This is a genomic window from Streptomyces sp. NPDC002386, from assembly GCF_053593175.1.
Genome location: NZ_JBSFBX010000013.1, coordinates 204,988 through 223,334, shown reverse-complemented (window position 1 = coordinate 223,334; position 18,347 = coordinate 204,988). Strand labels below are relative to the sequence as shown.

Sequence of the window (18,347 nt, the reverse complement as noted above, 5' to 3'; positions counted from 1 at the left end):
CCCACGCTACGCCGACCCCGGGGCCCCCACCTCCGTCGGCGCCGCCGCCCGGCGGGGCGGCCGCCCCACGGGGCGGCCGTCGGGGCCCGCCCCTCGTCGATCCGCCGCCCGACCCCGGCGAACCCGCCCCCACGGCGGGCGGCCCGCCGGTCACGGGGGCGGGTTCGCCGGCAGGACTACTCGGTCGTGCGGCCGGCCAGGCGGGCCTCGGCCGTCGCGAGGATCTCGGTGACGCGGAGGCCGAAGCCGGCGTCGCAGGGGTGCCGACGGCCGGTCCGGGCCGCGGCCAGGAGGGCGTCGGCGGCCCTGGCGAGAGCGGGGACCGCGCCCTCGGAGCTCCTCGGCAGCACCGTCGTCCCGGTCTCACCGCGCAGCTCGAGATCGGCCCCGGCCGCCGCCGGCGGTGCCGTCAGGCTCAGGGTGACCGTACTGGACGCGCCGGTGGCGTGGTCGAGGACCAGGTGCACGGTGTCGGCGGGGCCGTGCACCGCGGCCGCGACCTGCCGGACATCGCCGAGCACCGGCAGCAGCAGGGAGAGCGCGTGCGGTCCCACGTCCCACAGCGCGCCCTTCTCCCGCCGCCAGGGGGAGTGCGCGAACGGGCTGTCACCGGTGAACACCGCTCCCAGCCACTGCGCCCGCGCCGTGAACCAGCCCGCCGTGGCGGCCTGTTCCTCGATCCACTCCTCCGGCTCCTTCTGGAAGCGGGTGGTGAAGAACACCACGGAGGCCACCTGGGCCCGATCCACCGCCTCGACGACGGCCCGCCCCTCGGCCACGCCCGCCGCCAGCGGCTTGTCCAGCAGCAGATGACGGCCCGCCCGGGCGGCCCGCACCGCCAGCTCCGCCTGCACGGACGGCGGCAACGCCATCGCGACCGCGTCCACGTCGGCGAGCAGCGCGTCCACGTCGTCGTACGCCCGCACCCCGTACCGCGCCGCCAGCTCGGCGGCCGCCTCCGGGCGGCGGCCCCACACCCCGGTGAAGTCCAGGCCGGGGTGCCCGGCGAGAGCGGGGGCGTGGGCCGCCTGGGCCCACGGGCCCGTTCCCAGCAGTCCGATGCGCATGTCGTCTCCCTTTCTCCGGACCGGATCCGACGGCGTCACGACGCCTCGTCCCGGTCGCCGCCCGCGTCCGGCACCGCCGGCTCGCCGGCCGCCAGCCACCGTGCGATGGTCTCGGCGATCGGCTGGCCGGTATCCATCTCCACGAAACCGAACTGGCCCGACTGGTTGCACTCGAGGAACCACCAGATCCCGTCCGTGTCCTCCGCGAAGTCGAAGGCACCATAGGCGAGTCCGGCGTCGTTCATGTAGCGGTGGACGGCCTCCGCGACGCGCGGCGGCACCTCCGCCGGGAGCCAGGGCGAGACCGACGGCGCGAAGCGCACGTCCACGTCGTCGGGGTGGCCGTCCGGGTCGGCCGGCTTGCGCGCGGCCAGCAGCCGGTCGCCGACGACGGTGAGCCGGATGTCGGCCCGCTTGGGTATCCGCCGCTGCAGCAGGGTCGGGCCGAAGGCGACGGCGGCGAAGTCCGCGTCCGGCGCGACCCGGCTGGTGGGCACGGACCGCGGCGGCTCCTGCGGATGCGCGCCGGAGACCGGCTTGACCACCAGGTCCGGGAAGCGTTCGGCGAACTCCCGGGCCGCCTGCGGGAAGGTCGTGATCAGGGTCGCCGGCACGGCGAGACCGCTGTCCTGCGCGAGCCGCAGCTGCCAGGGCTTGTGCCGGGCGCGGCGGGCCGCGTCCGGATGGTTCATCCAGCGTGCGCCGGTGGAGCGCAGCATGCCGTACAGCGCCTGGGCGGACTCCTCGGTCAGCCAGGCGGACGGCTGGGCGGCGCGGGCGGCCGCTTCCCCCGGCCTGCGCACCCAGACGGAGCGCAGGCCGCTCATGCTCACCAGGCGCCCGCCGACGGACAGATGCCCGCGACAGGCGCCGTGCACGAACTCGCCCGACAGGGCGACGCCGTTGGTGAGGTCTGCGGGATCCAGCCGGACCACGGGCACACCGGTCTGGCGCAGCCGGAGCACCACCATGTCCGCCGTCACGTCCTCTTCACTGGTCAGGATGAGCACGGTCATCTTCCGTGGGTCCGCGGTCAGTCGTCGAAGTGCGTCTTGGACCCGGCCGTCGAGGTCGTCGTCCCCAGTGCTCTCAACGTGGCGTGATCGGTGGCGGCTATCCGACCGTCCGGGAGGACGTTCAACTGCAGTCCGGAGTCGTACGCGTACGGAGTGGTGACGTCCAACTGCACTGCGGGGCGCGCGTAGTTGAGCGTGAACGGTTGCATTGGTCTCTCCCTGATTCGGCTTTCACGTCCTTATACGAATCGAACGGGTGATTGGTTTCCTTACGCTCCGTAACCATGGTCCGGAGCAAGGCCGTTCGCAGGCGTCAGGTACTAGGACGCCCGCCGGGGCCGCGAGGCTGCGCGCGGTCGGCGCGGATTCATCCGGACAGGGCCCCGTGTGCCGCGGCGACGGCGCGGTCGGCGTATCCGCGTCCGAACAGCACCACGTGCACCAGCAGCGGGAAGAGCTGGTGCAGACCCACCCGTCCGCGCCAGCCGTCCGCCAGGGGAGCGGCCTCCGTGTAGCCGGTCAGCACCCGGTCCAGACCCGGGCAGCCGAAGAGGCGGAGCATCGCCAGGTCGGTCTCGCGGTGCCCGCCGTGGGCGGCCGGATCGATGAGCCGCACCTCCCCGTCCGCACCCCACAGCACATTGCCGTTCCACAGGTCGCCGTGCAGCCGGGCGGGCGGCTCGGCCGGTCCCGCGAGGTCCGGCAGCCGCGCGCACACCCGCTCGATCAGGGCGGTCTCCTCGCTCCGCAGGACGCCGGCGTCGGCCGCGGCCCGCAGGTACGGCAGAACCCGCTGTTCGGCGTACCACTCGGGCCAGTCGGCCGCCGGGGTGTTGCGCATGGGCGCGGCGCCGATGTACGCCTCCGCGGGCCCGCCGGGCGGCGGCGCGCCGAACGCGGGCGCTCCGGCGGCGTGCAGGGCGGCCAGGTCGCGGCCGAAGCGAAGCGCCGCCGTGTCGCCCGGCCGCCCGGTCGGCACCCGCTCGGTGACCATCCACCGCTCGTCGTGGCCGAGCACCGCCGGCACCCGCACCGCGTCCGCCTCGCCCAGCCAGCGCAGCCCGGCCACCTCGGCGCGCACCGCGCCCGGGGCGTCACCGCGCTTGACCATCACCACCGTGCCGCCCTCGAGCGTCACTTCGGCCGGCGACCCGGACGGCGCCCGCGCGGCCGTGACCCGGCGCCCGGTGAGCCGGGACGCCGCCCGCCCTGGTTCCTCGTCTCGGTTGACCACGGCCTCAGCGTACGGCCCGTGAATGAGCCCTTTCTGAGGACGCTTCGGCCATTGCTCAGGCCGTTTTCAGCCGGACTCGCGCGCTCCGGCGGCGGTCACGGCCGCGCGGGCTCCCGCGGGGGCAGCCCCACCGGGTTGCCGGCCGGCAGCAGTCCCGACTCCCCGACGGTGCGGGCCAGCGGCTCCAGCAGCCCGGCCAGACGGCCGGTGCGCTCCGCGCCGAGCGCGCGCCAGGGACGCTCGGCCGCCCGGTCCGTCCACTGCTCGACGCGCGCCCGGCCCGCGACGCCCGCGCGGGTCAGCGAACCGTCCGCGGCGAGGAACCCGCGCTCGCGCAGGGTGTCCTCGGCCGCCGTCCAGTCCGCCGGCTCCCACATGCGGGTCTCCCGCAGGAACGGGCCGTCCGACTCGCCGGCGGCCGCCTTGAGCACCATGGCCTCCAGCGGACCGATCCCCACGCTCACCAGCACCGCCACATGGCCGTCGCCCCGGTGCTCCCGCAGCGTCGTCACCGCCTGCCACAGCCGCGCCGTCGCCCGTGCGGGCCGCTCCAGCGCCTGGTTCGCGGCGGCCAGCACCCGGCCCGTGGTGTCCGCCGCTGCCGCCGCCTCCCACGCGAGGTCGGCCGCCTCCGCGAACCGGGCGGACCGCGTCCGCTCCGCGCCGAACAGACGGGTCATTGCCGCGTCCATGGCCTCCTCCCGGGCCGCCAGCACGTCCGCGGGAGCGGCGTACTTCCAGGCGTCGGGGAGGGCGCGGGCGACCCGGGCGGGGTGGAAGACGCTGAAGGAACTCGTCACCACGCACGGGGCCACCGGGCCCAACGGGGCGGCGCGCAGCGCGAAGTACCCCATCCAGTACCCGCGCATCCCGAGGCCGTCCGCCGACTGCCGCGCCTCGGGCGCGAAGTACACCAGATCGTGCACCGGTTCGAACAGCTCCCACATCTCCCGCGCCGTCGTGTCCAGCACCGCTTCCTCCCCGCATGTCGCCCCGCCCGGCCGCCGTCGGCCCGGCCCCGGACCGTCGGACAGCCTGCTCTATGACGCCCGTCATAACAAGAGGCGTCCGGGAACGCGTGCGGACGCGCCGCACGGCGTCGCGGGGTCACCGCGGCATCGCCCGCACCCGTCCCACGGCGTTGCCGAGCAGTTCGGTGAACCACACGCAGCCGTCGGGCCCCGCCGTGACGCGGTACGGCACCCCGTCCGCGCCGCCCGGCACCGGGAAGGAGGTGATGACACCGCCCGCGCCGATCCGCCCGATCCGGCCGGTCTGGTCGGCGTACCACACCCGGCCGTCGGGACCGCGGGTGATACCGGCCGGCACGCTGTCCGGATCGGGCGGCCGGAACCCGGTCACACGGCCGGAGGAGTCGATCCGGCCGACCGGGTCCGGGCCGGACATGGTGAACCACATGCCGCCGGGCCCGGCGACGATCGCGTCGGGGAAGGCACCGCCCCGGGGCAGCGGGAACTCGGTGATCCCCCCGGTGACGCCGATCCGCCCGACCCTGCCGCCGGCCGGCTCCGTGAACCACAACGCGCCGTCGGCGCCCGCCGTGATGGAGCGGACGGCGGCGTCCGGGGTCGGCACCGGGTACTCGGTGACGCGGCCGGAGACGCTGATCCGGCCGATCCTGTTGCCGTTCTGCTCGGTGAACCACAGGGCGCCGTCCGGCCCGCTCGCGATGCCGGCCGGGAAGGCGTCCGGCGTCGGCACCCGGAACTCCGTGAGCCGCCCGGAAGTGGTGATCCGGCCGATCCGGTTCGCCTTCGCCTCGGTGAACCACAGCGCCCCGTCGGGGCCGGCCGTGATGTCGAGGGGGAGGCTGTCCGGGCCGCCGGCGGGGAAGTCGGTGACGTCGCCCCCGGCACTGATGCGCCCGATGCGGCCCGCTCCCGATCCCGCGAACCACAGTGCCCCGTCGGCCCCGGTGGTGATGCCGGCGGGAAGAGTGCCGGCCGTGGTGGTGATCGGATGCACCGTCATATCGCCCACGTCGGCCCGGGCCGGCGCCGCGACCACAAAGGCCCCGGTCAGCGCGCCCAGAAGGGCCACGAGGAAGCGGCAAAGCGGGTGCCGCCCGGTCAGGGTGAGACGCGGCATGGAGCCGCCCCTTTCTCGGCGGGCCGGGGGACGGGTGCGCCGCCGTCATGTGATGCATCGTCGGGTTCCCGGCACGCGCGCCGCCGCCGCACGGCCGGACCGGCCCGGAGGGGGGACCCCGTGTCCGGGACCATGGGCCGGCCGGCGCGCGCCCGGGTGACGAGTGGTGCCCCGGACGGGGCCTGCTCCGGCGTGTCGATGGGGCAGACGGGTGGCGCGATGACCCGGCTGGGCCGCCCGGATGGTGCGCCGCCACGGCCTGGCTGACGGTGGTTCATGTCGCGACCGGGTCCATTCAGCTGATGACGTATCCGCTGCCCGGCCACGGCGGAAGGACACCGATATGCGCTCTGCCCGCATTCTTCTCGCCACGGCGGCCGCCTCCGCCGCCCTGGCCTTCGCCACGCCCGGTGCGGCTTTCGCCGCGCCGGCCGCGGACGGCGGCGGCCGGGACGACTCCTCGTACAGCAAGGAGCACGACAGCGACTCCGACAGCGGTTACGACAAGGGTTCCGGCCGGGACCACGAAAAGGGCTCCGGCAAGGGTTCCGGCAAGGACTACGACAACGACTACAGCAGCGAGGACGACGGTGGCCGCAGCCACGACGGACCGCGCGGCGGAATGCACACGGGCGGCGGTGCGCTCGCCGCGGTCCGCGGTGGTGACGACTGGGGCTCGGGCGACGACAGCCGGTTCGACCCCGAGACCTACCGGGACAAGGGCAACGGCGGCGGCAAGGAAGGCGGCGGCGGTAAGGAAGGCGGGGGCAAGGAAGGCGGCGGTGGCAAGGAAGGCGGGGGCAAGGAGGACGGCGGCGGAAAGGACGACTGGGGCGGCAAGGACAGCGGAGGAGGCAAGGACGACTGGGGCGGCGGCGACCACGACAAGCCCCGTGGCGGCATGCACACCGGCGGCGGCGCCCTCGCCTCTCCCGGTGTCACCGCGGGCGGTCTGGCCGTGCTCGCCGTAGGCGCCACCGGCATGTACGCGATGCGCCGCAGGAAGGCCGGCGAGCCCGCGTCCTGACCGGCCCCCTCTCCTCCCAGGGCCGCGTTCGCCGCCGGCGCCCCGCGCCGGCGGCCCGCGCCCGGAGGAGCCCGACGCCTGTGCTGCCGTGCCCGAATGAGGTGATGTCCGATGGCAGCAGACCCCACGTCCCCGGACCCCTCCTCTCCTGACCCCTCGACCCCGGCCACCCCCGCGCAGGACCGGGCCGCGCAGCAAGCCGGCCGCGGCGGGCGGCTGACCCTGTGGGGCGTGGCGATCGTCTTCGTCGCCGTCAGCGTCTTCGGCGGCCACCGCGGTGACGGTGACGTCCCACAGGCGCCCGGCGGCACGACGGTGAGCGCCGGCACACCGGCCGGCACCGAACAGCCCGCCACGGACCAGTCCGGCACCGATCAGGCGGAGCGGTCGCTGCCCCGCGCCACACCGACCCGTCTGGTGATCCCGAAGATCTCCGTGGACGCCCCCTTCACCCCCCTCTCCCTCGCCTCCACCGGGCAGCTCCAGCCACCGCCGGCGGCCGACACCAACCTCGTCGGCTGGTACGTCGACGGCGTCACGCCCGGCGAGAAGGGCACCGCGATCATCGCCGGTCACGTGGACACGGTGACGTCGGCGGCCGTCTTCGCCAACCTCTACGAGCTCGGGCGCGGCGACCGGTTCACCGTGGACCGGGCCGACGGGCAGAAGGCGGAGTTCGTCGTGGACGACACGGAGACGTTCGCCAAGGACGCCTTCCCCAGCGACCGCGTGTACGCCGACGCCGACCGCCCGGAGGTCCGGCTCATCACCTGCGCGGGCGACTACGACCACACGGTGCGGGACTACACCGACAACCTGGTCGTCTTCGCCCACCTGGTGTGAGGTACCGGCCCGGCGGGGCCGGTCAGCCGGTCCGGGCGGCCGGGCGGCCGAGCGGGCCGCCCGGGGCGAGGGCGAGGGAGGCGAAGCGTTCGCCGATCCGGCGGTGCGCGGCGGCGTCCGGGTGGAGCCCGTCGGGCAGCGGCAGTTCGCCGAAGTCGGACTCCCCGTACAGTTCACGGCCGTCGAGGTAGTGCAGCCGCGGGTCCTCGGCGGCCCGTTCCCGCACGATCCGGGCCAGCTCCTCCCGGATGACGCGCAGGGTGAGCTTGCCCTGCGCGACCTCCGCCGGATCCCCGGCGGCCCGGTAGCGGAGCCGTCCGGAACTCAGGGCGGACAGGTCAGGCGCGCTCGGGCCCGGCGTGTCCTCGTGGAGGGGGCACAGGACCGGCGAGACGACGAGCAGCGGTGTGCCGGGATGCCCCTCACGAACGGTGTCGAGGAAACCGTGCACGGCCGGGCCGAGGGCGCGCAGCCGCATCAGGTCCGTGTTGACCAGGTTGATGCCGAGCTTGACGCTGATCAGGTCGGCGGGCGTGTCGCGCAGCGCGCGTGCGGTGAAGGGGTCGAGCAGGGCGCTGCCGCCGAGGCCCAGGTTGATCAGCTCCACCCCGCCGAGCGAGGCGGCCAGCGCCGGCCAGGTGGTGGTGGGGCTCGCGGCGTCGGAGCCGTGGCTGATCGAGCTGCCGTGATGCAGCCACACCGCGCGGCCCCGGTCGGGCACCGGTTCGACGGGCGCGTCGGTGCGCAGCGCGACCAGTTCGGTGGTCTCGTTGTGCGGCAGCCAGATCTCGACGTCCTTGTCCCGGTCCGGAAGGCCGGTGAAGCGCACGGTGGCGACCGGGCCGGGCCGGTGCTCGGCGGTGCCGGTGACCAGGTCGATCGTCAGGGTGTTCCCGCCGGCGGCGGTGGCCCGGCCGGCCGGGCGCCCGTCCACCAGCAGGTCGTACACACCGTCCGGGCGCGGTGGCGCGCCGGTGTAGACGCGCTTGGTGGGCAGGGTGTCGAGTTCGACGGCGGTGGCGCGGGTGCGCAGCGCCAGCCGTACGCCGGAGGGCTGGGACTCCGCCATCCGCAGCTGCGGATCGGCGCACTGGGCCCGGGCCCGGGCGGGCAGCCGGTGCGGCAGCAGCCCGTGCCCGGTGTGCTCCAGGTCGAGGGCGCCGCGCACGAGGCCGGCGGTCAGCGGGGTGGTGATCCAGTCGGACGGGGTGGAGGGCATCGTAAGCGCCTGTCTTGCCGGGGTTCAGGGGGTCAGGGGGCCGGCCACTCGCGCAGCAGCGCGTCGAGGGCGTCGAGGATGCGGGTCCACGACTCCTGGGAGTCGGGGGCGCTGTGGCTGAAGCCGCCGGCCGCCTCCAGATCGACGTAGCCGTGGAACACGCTGCCGAGCAGCCGGACGGCGTGGGTCTGGTCCGGTTCGGCCAGGTCGTAGCCGCGCAGGATCGCCCGGGTCATCTGCGAGTGCCGGCCGCCGGCACTCGCGGCGGCCGTCTCCGGGTCGAGCCGGAACCGTGCCGCCTGGTAGCGGCCCGGGTGCTCCCGGGCGTAGTCGCGGTAGGCGTCCGCGAAGGCGCGCAGGGCGTCCTTCCCGGCCCGCCCGGCCAGCGCCTCGGCGGCGCGGTCGGCGAGTTCCTCCAGCGCGAGCAGGGCGATACGCGTCTTCAGGTCCTGGGAGTTCCTCAGGTGCGAGTACAGGCTGGCCACTTTCACGTCGAAGCGCCGGGCCAGCGCCGACACCGTCACCTGGTCGAAACCGGCCTCGTCGGCCAGCTCCGCCCCTGCCCGGACCAGACGCTCCGTGGTCAGACCTGCGCGCACCATCAGCTTCCTCCTCTTGGCTGAATCAATTATGCACATGCCTAATGCCTTTAGGCAAAGAGGATAACGATATAGCCGGGCCGGACCGGCGCTCGGACCGGCGAGGAGGTGCGCCGGCGCGTCCGAGGAGGCGGTGGGCGGCCCTCTCGCGGGGGGTGGAGAATCGAGCGGGGCCGGTCGTGGACCGGCGCCGACTGTCGACGGTACGGCTGGGACGGGGAGTGGGCCGATGGAGCTGGAGCTACGGCACCTGAGGGTGCTGTGCGCGATCGCGGACGCGGGCAGCGTGGGCCGCGCCGCAACCCAGCTCGGCTACTCGCAGCCCGCCGTCAGCACCCAGCTCCGGCGCATCGAGCGCCATCTGGGCGAGCCGCTCTTCGAGCGCGGCGCGAGCGGGGTGCGGCCCACCCCGTACGGCGCCGAGGTCGTCGCCCAGGCCCGGGACGTCCTGGCCCGTGCCGACGCGATCGGCCACCGGCCGCCCGCCGGCCGCCCGGCCCGCACCCTGCGCGTGGCCGCGACCAACTCACCCATGCTCTCGGGCACCGTGTCCCGCGTCCGCACCCGGCTGCCGGACCTGTCCGTCGCCGTGACCAGCGTCTACGCCTCATCGAGGATCGTGGAACTGCTGGAGGAGGGGGCGGTGGACGCGGCCATCGCCGCCGACTACCCGGGCCGGGAGCTGGCCCACTCGCCCGCGGTGCGCCACCGCGGCATCGTCACCGAGCCGACGTTCGTCGCGCTGCCCGCCCGCCACCGTCTGCGCCAGAGCGCCCAGGTGCAGCTCGCCGACCTGGCCGAGGACCCGTGGTTCGTCACCCCGGACGACGGGGCCGGCTGGCCCGGGGTGTTCTACGACGCCTGTGCCGCGGCCGGGTTCACGCCCGTCACCGTGCACGAGTTCCTCGGCGACCAGACGCAGCTCCAGAGCATGATCGCCGACGGGCTCGGCGTGTCCATGGTCCAGCCCACCCTGCGCCCCATCCCGCACGTCGCGGTCAAGCCCCTGGCCGGATCGCCGCTCTGGTGCCGCTATGTGCTGGCCTGGCGGCCCGACACGGCCGGCGACGACGTCGTGGAGGCGCTGATGCAGTCGGCCACCGGGGCCTACCGCGAACTGGTCGCCGGGGCACCGCACTTGAGGGCGTGGGCCGCGCGCACCTGGAGCATCGCCGGGGCGTAGCGAGACGGCCCGCCGTCTACTCGCGGCACCTGAGATGTTATGAGCGAGCGGTGCCATGTGCTATGTCACACGCCATTGTTGCCGGAGCGGTGCGCTGAGACATTCCTCCCACGCCTCGCACCCCACAGAGGCGCACCCCCTTCGTGGAGGAATCCCCGATGCGCCATCGCTTCGCGCTGCCCGGACGGCTGGCCGGCGCCGCCGCCGTCTGCGCCACCGTGGCCGGCCTGCTGTCGGCCCCGGCCCAGGCCTTACCCGGACACCGGGCCGGCCCGGCGGCCGCTCCCGCCGCACACCTCACCGAGCCGCCGCCCACCGGACCGGCCACCGGCGCCACCGAACGTTCCGCCCCCGGCCGGGCACACCCGATCAGCCCGGCCCAACTGCCGCCCCAGGCGATGCCGTTCACCCACGGCACGGCACCCCTGTCGCCCGCCGCGGCGAAGGCCGCCGCCTGTGCGCCCGGCGACTTCGGCAGCCGTGGCGGGGCGGCGCTCGTGGCGCTCGTGACGTCCTCCACCGCGGACTGCGTCAACACCCTCTTCTCCGTCACCGGCACCGACGCCCGCGACGTGTTCCGCCAGCCGCAGATGCTCAGCGTCGCCCAGGGCTTCGCACGTGCGGCGGGGCGGTACCGGGGCGACAACTCCGCGGGCCTGCTGCAACTCGTCCTCTTCCTGCGCGCCGGCTACTACGTGCAGTTCAACCACCCCGGCGACGTGGGCCCGTACACCTCCCGCCTCACCGCCGCCACCACCGGAGGCCTGGACGCCTTCTTCGCGCGCCGCCACGCGCGGGACGTCACGGCGGTCAACGGCGACATCCTCGGCGAGACCGTGATCCTCACCGACAGCGCCGACCAGCAGGACCGCTATCTGTGGGTCTACCGGCGTCTGCTGGACGCCTACGACCGCTCGTACGACGCGATCGACAGCATGGTCAGGGCCGTCAACGACGTCCACACACCGCTGTGGCGCGGCAACTGGAACCCCCGGTACGTGACGGCGGTCGCCGCCGACCCACGCGTCACCGTTTCCCTGCACGACTTCGCGCTGAGCCACATGGACCTGCTCGGCACCGATCTGGCCTTCCTGGACACCAACGCCGGCATGAACCTGGCCCGTTACGTCGAGCACCCGGAACTGCGCTCCGCCGTAAGGCCGTTGACCAGGGACCTGCTGGACCGGTCGCGGATCACCGGTCCGACGGCCGGGCTCTGGGTGGCCGTCGCCACCCAGGCCTCCTCCTACGACGGCGCCGGCTGCTCCTACTACGAGGTCTGCGACCTGCCCGGCAGACTGACCGAGGCCGCGCTGCCCGTCACCCACAGCTGCGACGCGGACCACACCGTCCGCGCCCAGGCCCTCAGCGCGGACGAGCTGGACGCCGTGTGCGCCAGCGTGCTGAACCAGGGCGCCTACTTCCGCGGCATCGTCAGGGCCGGCGGACCGATACCCGGCCAGTACGTCTCGTCCATCCAGCTCGTCGTCTTCGCGAGCCGCGCCGACTACCGGACCTACGCGGGCGCGATCTACGGCGTCAGCACCGACAACGGCGGCATCACCCTGGACGGAGACCCGTCCGACCCGGCCAACCGGCCCACCTCGATCATGTACCAGAAGGACGTGGACGACGGTTTCCCGGCCCGGGTCTGGAACCTGAACCACGAGTACACGCACTTCCTCGACGCCCGCGACGACATGCGGGGCGACTTCACCGAGCAGACCTCGGTGCCGGACGTGTGGTGGATCGAGGGTCTGGCCGAGTACGTCTCCTACGGCTACCGGGGGCTGGCGTACGACCAGGCGGTCCAGGAGGCGGCGAAGCACACGTACCGCCTGAGCACCCTCTTCGAGAGCACCTACGGCAACAGCGACGTGACGCGCACCTATCCGTGGGGCTACCTCGCCGTGCGCTACATGGCCGAGCGGCATCCCGACGACGTCCAGCGCGTGCTCGCCCGCTTCCGCGCCGGTGACTACGCCGGCGGATACGCCGTGTACCACGACGGCATCGGCACCCGGTACGACGCCGACTTCGACCAGTGGCTCACCGCGTGCGCCGCGGGCGCCTGCGCCCGGCCGCGGCGGGCCTGACCGCGCCGTGCGCGAAGGCCGCCGCCCGGGAGCCCGGTCGGCGGCCTTCGTGTGCGCTGGGCGCCGCGGCGTCAGACCGCCGTCGCCGCCGGGTAGGTCGGGTACTCGACGCCCGAGACGTGCTGGACGACCCGGACGACCTGGCAGGAGTAGCCGAACTCGTTGTCGTACCAGAGGTAGAGGATCGCGTTGTCCCCCTCGACCTTGAGGGCGCCGGCGTCCACGATCGAGGCGTGGCGCGAGCCGATGAAGTCGCTGGAGACCGCGTCGGGCGCCGTGGTGAAGTCGATCTGCCGCTTGAGCGGCGAGGTCAGCGACACGTTCCGCAGGTAGTCGTGGACGTCCTCGCGGGTGGTCTCGCGGGCCAGCTGGAGGTTGAGGATCGCGATCGAGACGTCCGGCACCGGGACGCGGATCGAGCTGCCGGTGATCGGCGCCTTGAGGTCGGGCAGCGCCTTCGCCACGGCCGAGGCGGCACCGGTCTCGGTGATCACCATGTTGAGCGGCGCGGAGCGGCCGCGACGGTCGGCCTTGTGGTAGTTGTCCAGCAGGTTCTGGTCGTTGGTGAACGAGTGGACGGTCTCCACGTGGCCGCGCAGCACGCCGTACTCGTCGTCCATCGCCTTCAGCGGCGGGACGATCGCGTTGGTGGTGCAGGACGCGCAGGACAGGATCCGCTCGTCGGGCTTGATCGTGTCGTGGTTGACGCCGTGCACGATGTTCGGGACGTCGCCCTTGCCGGGCGCGGTCAGCACGACCTTGTCGATGCCGGGGCGCAGATGCTCGGAAAGACCCTCGCGGTCGCGCCACTTGCCCGTGTTGTCGATGAGGATGGCGTCCCGGATGCCGTACTCGGTGTAGTCGATGTGCGACGGGTCGTCGGCGTAGATGACCTTGATCGCGTTGCCGTTGGCGACGATCGTGCTGTTGTCCTCGTCCACCGTGATGGTGCCCTGGAACTGGCCGTGGATGGAGTCGCGGCGCAGCAGCGAGGCGCGCTTGACGAGATCCTCGGCGGCACGGCCGCCCCCGCCGCGGACGACGATGGCGCGCAGCCGCAGGCCGTTGCCCGAGCCGGCCTTCTCGATCAGCAGCCGGGCGACGAGGCGGCCGATGCGGCCGAAACCGTACAGGACGACGTCGCGCGCCTCGCGGCGCTCGATCTTGTCGGCGCCGGTGGCGCCGGCGACGGCCTCCGCGGTGAACTCCGCCACGCTCAGACCGCGGTCGTCGGCCTTGTAGGTGGCGGCCAGCATGCCGAGGTCGATCTGGGAGGGCCCGAGGTCGAGGGTGGTCAGGGCCTGGAGGAACGGCATGGTCTCGGTGACCGACAGCTCCTCACCGGCGATCTGCCGGGCGAAGCGGTGCGTCTTCAGGATGCTGACCACCGACTTGTTCACCAGGGAGCGGCTGTGCAGCAGGACGGTCACGTCCCGCTCGCGGTGCAGCTTTCCGATGATCGGGATCATGGACTCCGCGGTTTCCTCGCGGTGCATCCAGTTGGTGAACGAGTCGTCGTTGACAGTCACAGATCTATCTTTCGAGCTAGGCAGCGCTCATATGGTAACCACACCCTACTTCGATCTTTCCGGGGGTCCCGGCAGGGGGGTCTCCACCGTTCCTGAATCAGGGTGGAAGAGGCCGGGACACGCGGGTCGCGCATTGCACGCCCGTACCGCTCTGGCCAAGGTCGGGGGCGTGAGCACGTCTTCCGTACCCAGGCCCGATCCGGCCGCCCCGTCCGGTCCCCTCCGCCGCTCGGGACCGCCCCTGGTGGCCCGGCACCGGATGCCCGAGGGCGCCCTGGCGGCGCTCGCGCTGTTCGCGGCGGTGCGGCTCGCCGGGATCCTCGTGGTGATCGCCGCCGACCACCTCGCCGGCCGCACCCTGACCCGCAGCCTCGCCCACTCCTGGGACTCCCGCTGGTACCTGCACATCGCCACCCACGGCTACGGGCACCTCATCTGGATCACCCCGTCCGGCGCGGTGCAGACCGACTGGGCCTTCTTCCCCCTGTACCCGGGACTCGTCCGGGCCGTGCTCACGGTGCTGCCGTGCACTCCCGGGCAGGCCGGGCTGCTGGTCGCCTGGGCCGCCGCCGGCGTGGCCGCGTACGGGCTCTACCTCATCGGCCACCACCTGTACGGCCGGGGCGCCGCCACCGCCCTGGTCGCCCTGTGGGCCGTCCTGCCGCACTCCGTCGAGCTGACCATCGCCTACACCGAGTCCCTGTTCGCCGCGCTCGCGGTCTGGTCCCTGTACTGCCTGCTCAGGGGCCGCTGGCTGTGGGCCGGCTCGCTCGCCGCACTGGCCGGGCTGTCCCGGCCGACCGGGTTCGCCGTGGCCGCGGCCCTCGGGGTCGCCGCCGCGCACGAACTGCTGCGCCGGCGCGGCCGGGTACCGGCCGCCCTGTGGGCCGGTGCCCTGCTCGCCCCGCTGGGCTGGCTCGCCTACGTGCTCTGGGTGGGCGCCCGGACCGGCGACCTGTTCCGGGGCTACTTCACGGTCCAGAGCGCCTGGGAGTCGCGCTTCGACTTCGGCGCGGGGGCCGTGCGCTTCCTGCGGCTGCTGTTCCTGTACGGCGGCGGTGTCGTCTACCCCGCCGCGCTGCTCCTCGTCCTGATCGGTGTGGTCCTGTTCGGGCTGCTCTGCCTGGACCGCGCCCCGCTGGCCCTGGTGGTGTTCGCGGGAGTCCTGGTGCTGCTGGTGCTGGGCGGCTCGGGATCCTTCTCCTCCAAGCCCCGCTTCCTGCTGCCGGTCTTCCCGCTGCTGATCCCGCCGGCCCGCGCACTCGCCCGCACCTGGCGGGTGCGGCCGGCCCAGGCCCTGCTCGTCGGCGGTGCCCTCGCCGTCGCGTCCCTGCTCTACGGCGCCTACGTGACGGTGGTGGCGCACTCCCCGCTGTGAGCCGTGCCGGCCGCGCCGGGCGTGATCCGGGGCTTCGACCCGCGCTGGGAGGAAGCCGACGTGGACGTGGAACCGGCGACCATCGCCGACTGGGACGCGGCGACCGTCCAGGCCCTCCCCGACGCCTACGCGGTCAGCCGGACCCGGCGCGGCCCGTGGTGCCGTCGCTCGTGGTGCTGGCCGGCGCGAACAGCCTCGTACCGCCCGCCACGGCCGAGGAGCCGGCGCGGCGGGGCTTCGAGGTGCGCAGGGTGCCGGGCGCGGGCCACACCCTCTGACGACTTCGAGGGGTTCATGACCGCGCCGGACGGGTGGGTCCGACCCGGAGCGGCGCTGGTTCCGCGGCGCCGTGCGAACGCCGTGAAACGGGGTATGCGTGGAAGGCCCGAGGAAAGGATCGTCATGACGACCTACGTCATCACCGTGCCCGGTACCTTCACGACGGGAGTCGGGGACGAGGCCCGCGCGCGGCTGAGCCGGGCGCTCCGGCCGGCCGATCCGCACACCACGCGGATGGGCAGTGCCGAGGACCTGGACGTACTGAACGTCAACGAGGACAACACCTTCACCCTCCGTCTGACCGTCGAGGCGGACACCGGCCCGCACGCCGAGGAGGAGGCCCGCCGGCTCGCGGACTCCGCCCTGCGGGGCGCCGGGCTCGACGAGCGGACGGCGCCGCTGGGTCCCGCGTTCGTCACCGGCATCGACTCGGAGATCCGCTGACCGCGCGGTTCGTGGGGGCCGCACGGATCGGGTGGTTCTCCTCTGGGGGTAATCGCGACGAATGGGTAAAATCTAGGCGTTTGCTCTAAAAGGGTGCCGCCCAGTCGGATGTGATCGATGCCCCGCAAGCGCTCCATGGACGACGACGAGCTGCTGGTACGGCTCGGGATGCTCACCGCCCAGGCACGCGAGCGTGCGGAGCTGCAGCGCACCCAGGTGGAGCTGGCCATCGCCCTGCAGCGCGGCATGCTCCCCCCGGACCTGCCCACCGCCCCCGGTCTGCACCTGGCGGTGCGCTACACCCCCGCCTGCCACGGGCTCAATGTGGGCGGTGACTGGTACGACGCCTTCACCCTGCCCGACGGCCGCATCGGCATCTCCATCGGCGATGTGCAGGGGCACAACATCGAGGCCGCCGCGTTCATGGGGCAGGTGCGGACCGCGTTGCGGGCCCTCGCCTCCGTCAGCACCGAGCCGGGCGAAGTCCTCGCCCGGACCAACGAACTGCTGCTCTCGCTGGGTATCGAGCTGTTCGCCACCTGCACCTTCATGCGGCTCGACCCCGCCACGGGCGTCATGGAGAGCGCGCGGGCCGGGCACATACCCTTCGTCTGGGCCACCGCGGACGGCAAGTCGGGTGTCGCGGACGACGAGGGAGGCCCGCCGCTCGGCATCCAGCAGGGCGCGGCCTATCCCGTCGCCCGGCACCGGCTCACCACCGGCGGGGTGTTCGTACTGCTCACCGACGGCGTGGTCGAGGGGCCGTCGCTCCCCATCGAGGACGGCCTCGACCAGGTGGTCCGGCTCGCCGGCATCGCCGCCGTCGCCGGCCTCGAGGCGCACGCGCTGGCCGCCGCGGTGATCAAGGGCGCCGAGAGCGTGGGGCACGAGGACGACGCCGCCGTACTGGTCGTGGGCCTCGACGGACCCGGCGCGCACTGGCGGGACGCGGTGGCCGGAGGGTCGCGGCAGCGGTCCGGCGTTCAGCCATAGAGCGGGACCGGACGCCTCTCGCCTCGCACAGGGAGGGCCACCGGTGTGAGATTGCTGCTGTGGTGCCATTCCAGGATCCGCGCCGGCCGGGCGGCTACGCCGTCCAGCTTCTGGCGGTCGCCGCCTGCTACTACGGGTCGGCGCGCCTCGGACTCCTGCTCCATCTGGCCGTCGAGGGTGCCGTCGTCACCCCGATCTGGCCGCCCACCGGGGTGGCCGTGGCCGCCCTGCTGTTCTTCGGCCTCGGATGCTGGCCGGCCATCACGGTGGGCGCGCTGTTCGCCACCTGGTCGATCGGTACCCCCGGCCCGGACGTGATCGGCATCCTCTTCGGCCAAACGGTGGCACCGGTGGTCGCGGTTCTGCTGCTGCGCCGGTACGGCTTCCGCCCCACGATCAGCCGGCTGCGCGACGGGCTCGCCCTGGTGTTCCTCGGTGCGCTGGCGGCCATGACCATCAGCGCGACCTTCGGCGTCGGCATCCTCGTCCTCACCGACAAGCTGGCCCCGCGGGCCTTCGGGTCCGTCTGGCTGGCCTGGTGGGTCGGCGACGCGATGGGCGTCCTGCTCGTCACTCCGGTCCTGCTGCTGCTGCGGCGCACCCGCTGGCCACCACCGCTGAGGCGCTGGAAGGAGGCCACCGCGCTGGCCGTCGTCGCCTGCGCCATCGTGCCGCTGGCCGCCTACAGCTCGATCAGCCTGCTCTTCCTCGTCTATCCGCTGATCATCTGGGCCGCGCTGCGCTTCCGGCTCGCCGGCAGCATGGCCTGCGCCCTGGTGACCTCCGTCCTGGCCACCGTCACGGCCACGGACGCCGCCGGCGCCTTCGCCGGGCTGAACCGGGTCGAGATCATGGCGAAACTCCAGGCTTTCAACGGGACCATGGCACTGACCGCGCTGCTGCTGTCCGCCGTGATCACCGAGCAGCGCAACACCCGGCGTTCCGTCGAGAAGGCCTGCAAGGAACTGGTGGAGGTCCTGGCACACCTCACCGCGGGCGAGACACCTCCGCCCCGGCCGCCCCCGCGCTCCGAGGACCCGCCGCGGGAACCCGACGGCGGCCCGTGACACGGCCGGTCCACCCGGCGTGTCGAACGGCCGGGCAAGGGCACTGGACGATGAGCGATGCCCTCATCAGGGGCACGGCGGGCCCGGAGGAACGGGGGCGGCATGGAGGAGCGGATGGCACCCGGCAGGGACGGCCGTACCCCGGGCACCCCCGGAACCGGCTCCGGGGCCCCGGCGGGCCCGTGCCCCGGTCTCGCCGCCGGACACGGCTCCGGAGTCCCGGGTGGATCCGACGCCGATGCCCCGGCCGGTTCCGTGAACGAC

The 18,347-nt window shown here is 73.8% G+C and carries 18 protein-coding genes; 9 read left to right on the top strand and 9 right to left on the bottom strand.

What is annotated here, in order from left to right; genetic code table 11:
* Window positions 1–176: 176 nt before the first annotated feature.
* From ACWCPN_RS25765 to ACWCPN_RS25740, 6 genes are all read right to left on the bottom strand, one after another.
* A complete protein-coding gene (locus ACWCPN_RS25765; RefSeq protein ID WP_451210452.1) occupies window positions 177–1,067 on the bottom strand; it encodes a Gfo/Idh/MocA family protein in 891 nt (296 codons plus the stop codon).
* 35 nt (window positions 1,068–1,102) lie between these two features.
* Window positions 1,103–2,083 (bottom strand): ATP-grasp ribosomal peptide maturase, encoded by a 981-nt coding sequence (gene tgmB / locus ACWCPN_RS25760; protein ID WP_451210449.1) that lies wholly within the window; start codon window positions 2,081–2,083, stop codon window positions 1,103–1,105.
* Window positions 2,084–2,100: 17 nt separating this feature from the next.
* A complete protein-coding gene (gene tgmA / locus ACWCPN_RS25755) occupies window positions 2,101–2,292 on the bottom strand; it encodes a putative ATP-grasp-modified RiPP (RefSeq protein ID WP_020938095.1) in 192 nt (63 codons plus the stop codon).
* 158 nt (window positions 2,293–2,450) lie between these two features.
* Window positions 2,451–3,317, bottom strand: a complete 867-nt coding sequence (locus tag ACWCPN_RS25750) for a fructosamine kinase family protein (protein WP_451210445.1) — start codon at window positions 3,315–3,317, stop codon at window positions 2,451–2,453.
* Window positions 3,318–3,412: 95 nt separating this feature from the next.
* Window positions 3,413–4,288, bottom strand: a complete 876-nt coding sequence (locus tag ACWCPN_RS25745; RefSeq protein WP_451210442.1) for an SCO6745 family protein — start codon at window positions 4,286–4,288, stop codon at window positions 3,413–3,415.
* 136 nt (window positions 4,289–4,424) lie between these two features.
* On the bottom strand, window positions 4,425–5,426 hold the full coding sequence (locus ACWCPN_RS25740) for a Vgb family protein (RefSeq protein WP_451210439.1): 1,002 nt from the start codon (window positions 5,424–5,426) through the stop codon (window positions 4,425–4,427).
* Between the two features lie 343 nt (window positions 5,427–5,769).
* Here ACWCPN_RS25740 and ACWCPN_RS25735 point away from each other — a divergent pair, with 343 nt between their 5' ends.
* Together ACWCPN_RS25735 and ACWCPN_RS25730 are read left to right on the top strand one after the other, a co-directional pair.
* The gene (locus tag ACWCPN_RS25735) at window positions 5,770–6,453 is read left to right on the top strand and encodes a hypothetical protein (RefSeq protein WP_392294553.1); all 684 of its coding nucleotides are present in this window, start codon (window positions 5,770–5,772) and stop codon (window positions 6,451–6,453) included.
* A 111-nt stretch (window positions 6,454–6,564) separates the two neighbouring features.
* The gene (locus ACWCPN_RS25730; protein WP_451210436.1) at window positions 6,565–7,296 is read left to right on the top strand and encodes a class F sortase; all 732 of its coding nucleotides are present in this window, start codon (window positions 6,565–6,567) and stop codon (window positions 7,294–7,296) included.
* Between the two features lie 22 nt (window positions 7,297–7,318).
* Here ACWCPN_RS25730 and ACWCPN_RS25725 read toward each other — a convergent pair whose 3' ends face one another.
* Together ACWCPN_RS25725 and ACWCPN_RS25720 are read right to left on the bottom strand one after the other, a co-directional pair.
* Complete coding sequence (locus ACWCPN_RS25725) at window positions 7,319–8,515, bottom strand: GDSL-type esterase/lipase family protein (RefSeq protein ID WP_451210433.1); 1,197 nt, start codon at window positions 8,513–8,515, stop codon at window positions 7,319–7,321.
* Window positions 8,516–8,547: 32 nt separating this feature from the next.
* Window positions 8,548–9,117 carry a TetR/AcrR family transcriptional regulator gene (locus tag ACWCPN_RS25720; protein ID WP_199209344.1) on the bottom strand — a complete coding sequence of 190 codons (570 nt, stop codon included), beginning with the start codon at window positions 9,115–9,117 and terminating at the stop codon, window positions 8,548–8,550.
* A 226-nt stretch (window positions 9,118–9,343) separates the two neighbouring features.
* Here ACWCPN_RS25720 and ACWCPN_RS25715 point away from each other — a divergent pair, with 226 nt between their 5' ends.
* Both ACWCPN_RS25715 and ACWCPN_RS25710 read left to right on the top strand, forming a co-directional pair.
* Window positions 9,344–10,297, top strand: coding sequence for a LysR family transcriptional regulator (locus tag ACWCPN_RS25715; protein ID WP_451210429.1), 954 nt, complete (start codon window positions 9,344–9,346; stop codon window positions 10,295–10,297).
* A 158-nt stretch (window positions 10,298–10,455) separates the two neighbouring features.
* The gene (locus tag ACWCPN_RS25710) at window positions 10,456–12,393 is read left to right on the top strand and encodes a collagenase (RefSeq protein ID WP_451210427.1); all 1,938 of its coding nucleotides are present in this window, start codon (window positions 10,456–10,458) and stop codon (window positions 12,391–12,393) included.
* Window positions 12,394–12,464: 71 nt separating this feature from the next.
* On the opposite strand, the gene ACWCPN_RS25705 is transcribed toward ACWCPN_RS25710, so the two are convergent.
* Window positions 12,465–13,922, bottom strand: coding sequence for a glyceraldehyde-3-phosphate dehydrogenase (locus ACWCPN_RS25705; RefSeq protein ID WP_392294557.1), 1,458 nt, complete (start codon window positions 13,920–13,922; stop codon window positions 12,465–12,467).
* Window positions 13,923–14,091: 169 nt separating this feature from the next.
* Between ACWCPN_RS25705 and ACWCPN_RS25700 the strand changes: the two genes are divergently transcribed.
* The 5 genes from ACWCPN_RS25700 (at window position 14,092) to ACWCPN_RS25680 (ending at window position 18,083) form a co-directional block, all read left to right on the top strand.
* Window positions 14,092–15,300: a hypothetical protein gene (locus ACWCPN_RS25700; protein ID WP_392294558.1), complete on the top strand. Its 1,209-nt coding sequence runs from the start codon at window positions 14,092–14,094 to the stop codon at window positions 15,298–15,300.
* Between the two features lie 155 nt (window positions 15,301–15,455).
* Window positions 15,456–15,578 (top strand): hypothetical protein, encoded by a 123-nt coding sequence (locus tag ACWCPN_RS25695; protein ID WP_451210423.1) that lies wholly within the window; start codon window positions 15,456–15,458, stop codon window positions 15,576–15,578.
* A gap of 124 nt (window positions 15,579–15,702) precedes the next feature.
* Window positions 15,703–16,023 (top strand): hypothetical protein, encoded by a 321-nt coding sequence (locus ACWCPN_RS25690; protein WP_451210420.1) that lies wholly within the window; start codon window positions 15,703–15,705, stop codon window positions 16,021–16,023.
* Window positions 16,024–16,140: 117 nt separating this feature from the next.
* Entirely contained in the window at window positions 16,141–17,016 is an 876-nt protein-coding gene (locus tag ACWCPN_RS25685) for a PP2C family protein-serine/threonine phosphatase (RefSeq protein ID WP_199209342.1), read from the top strand.
* A gap of 59 nt (window positions 17,017–17,075) precedes the next feature.
* Window positions 17,076–18,083 (top strand): MASE1 domain-containing protein, encoded by a 1,008-nt coding sequence (locus ACWCPN_RS25680; RefSeq protein WP_451210416.1) that lies wholly within the window; start codon window positions 17,076–17,078, stop codon window positions 18,081–18,083.
* Window positions 18,084–18,347 lie beyond the last annotated feature (264 nt).

What these genes read in the sequence shown, in the direction of transcription:
- tgmA (WP_020938095.1), bottom strand. Translation starts at nt 2,292, where the DNA reads ATGCAACCGTTCACGCTCAACTACGCGCGCCCCGCAGTGCAGTTGGAC.
- ACWCPN_RS25765 (WP_451210452.1), bottom strand. Translation starts at nt 1,067, where the DNA reads ATGCGCATCGGACTGCTGGGAACGGGCCCGTGGGCCCAGGCGGCCCAC.
- ACWCPN_RS25740 (WP_451210439.1), bottom strand. Translation starts at nt 5,426, where the DNA reads ATGCCGCGTCTCACCCTGACCGGGCGGCACCCGCTTTGCCGCTTCCTC.
- ACWCPN_RS25725 (WP_451210433.1), bottom strand. Translation starts at nt 8,515, where the DNA reads ATGCCCTCCACCCCGTCCGACTGGATCACCACCCCGCTGACCGCCGGC.
- ACWCPN_RS25685 (WP_199209342.1), top strand. Translation starts at nt 16,141, where the DNA reads ATGCCCCGCAAGCGCTCCATGGACGACGACGAGCTGCTGGTACGGCTC.
- ACWCPN_RS25710 (WP_451210427.1), top strand. Translation starts at nt 10,456, where the DNA reads ATGCGCCATCGCTTCGCGCTGCCCGGACGGCTGGCCGGCGCCGCCGCC.
- ACWCPN_RS25735 (WP_392294553.1), top strand. Translation starts at nt 5,770, where the DNA reads ATGCGCTCTGCCCGCATTCTTCTCGCCACGGCGGCCGCCTCCGCCGCC.
- tgmB (WP_451210449.1), bottom strand. Translation starts at nt 2,083, where the DNA reads ATGACCGTGCTCATCCTGACCAGTGAAGAGGACGTGACGGCGGACATG.
- ACWCPN_RS25715 (WP_451210429.1), top strand. Translation starts at nt 9,344, where the DNA reads ATGGAGCTGGAGCTACGGCACCTGAGGGTGCTGTGCGCGATCGCGGAC.
- ACWCPN_RS25730 (WP_451210436.1), top strand. Translation starts at nt 6,565, where the DNA reads ATGGCAGCAGACCCCACGTCCCCGGACCCCTCCTCTCCTGACCCCTCG.
- ACWCPN_RS25690 (WP_451210420.1), top strand. Translation starts at nt 15,703, where the DNA reads ATGACGACCTACGTCATCACCGTGCCCGGTACCTTCACGACGGGAGTC.
- ACWCPN_RS25720 (WP_199209344.1), bottom strand. Translation starts at nt 9,117, where the DNA reads ATGGTGCGCGCAGGTCTGACCACGGAGCGTCTGGTCCGGGCAGGGGCG.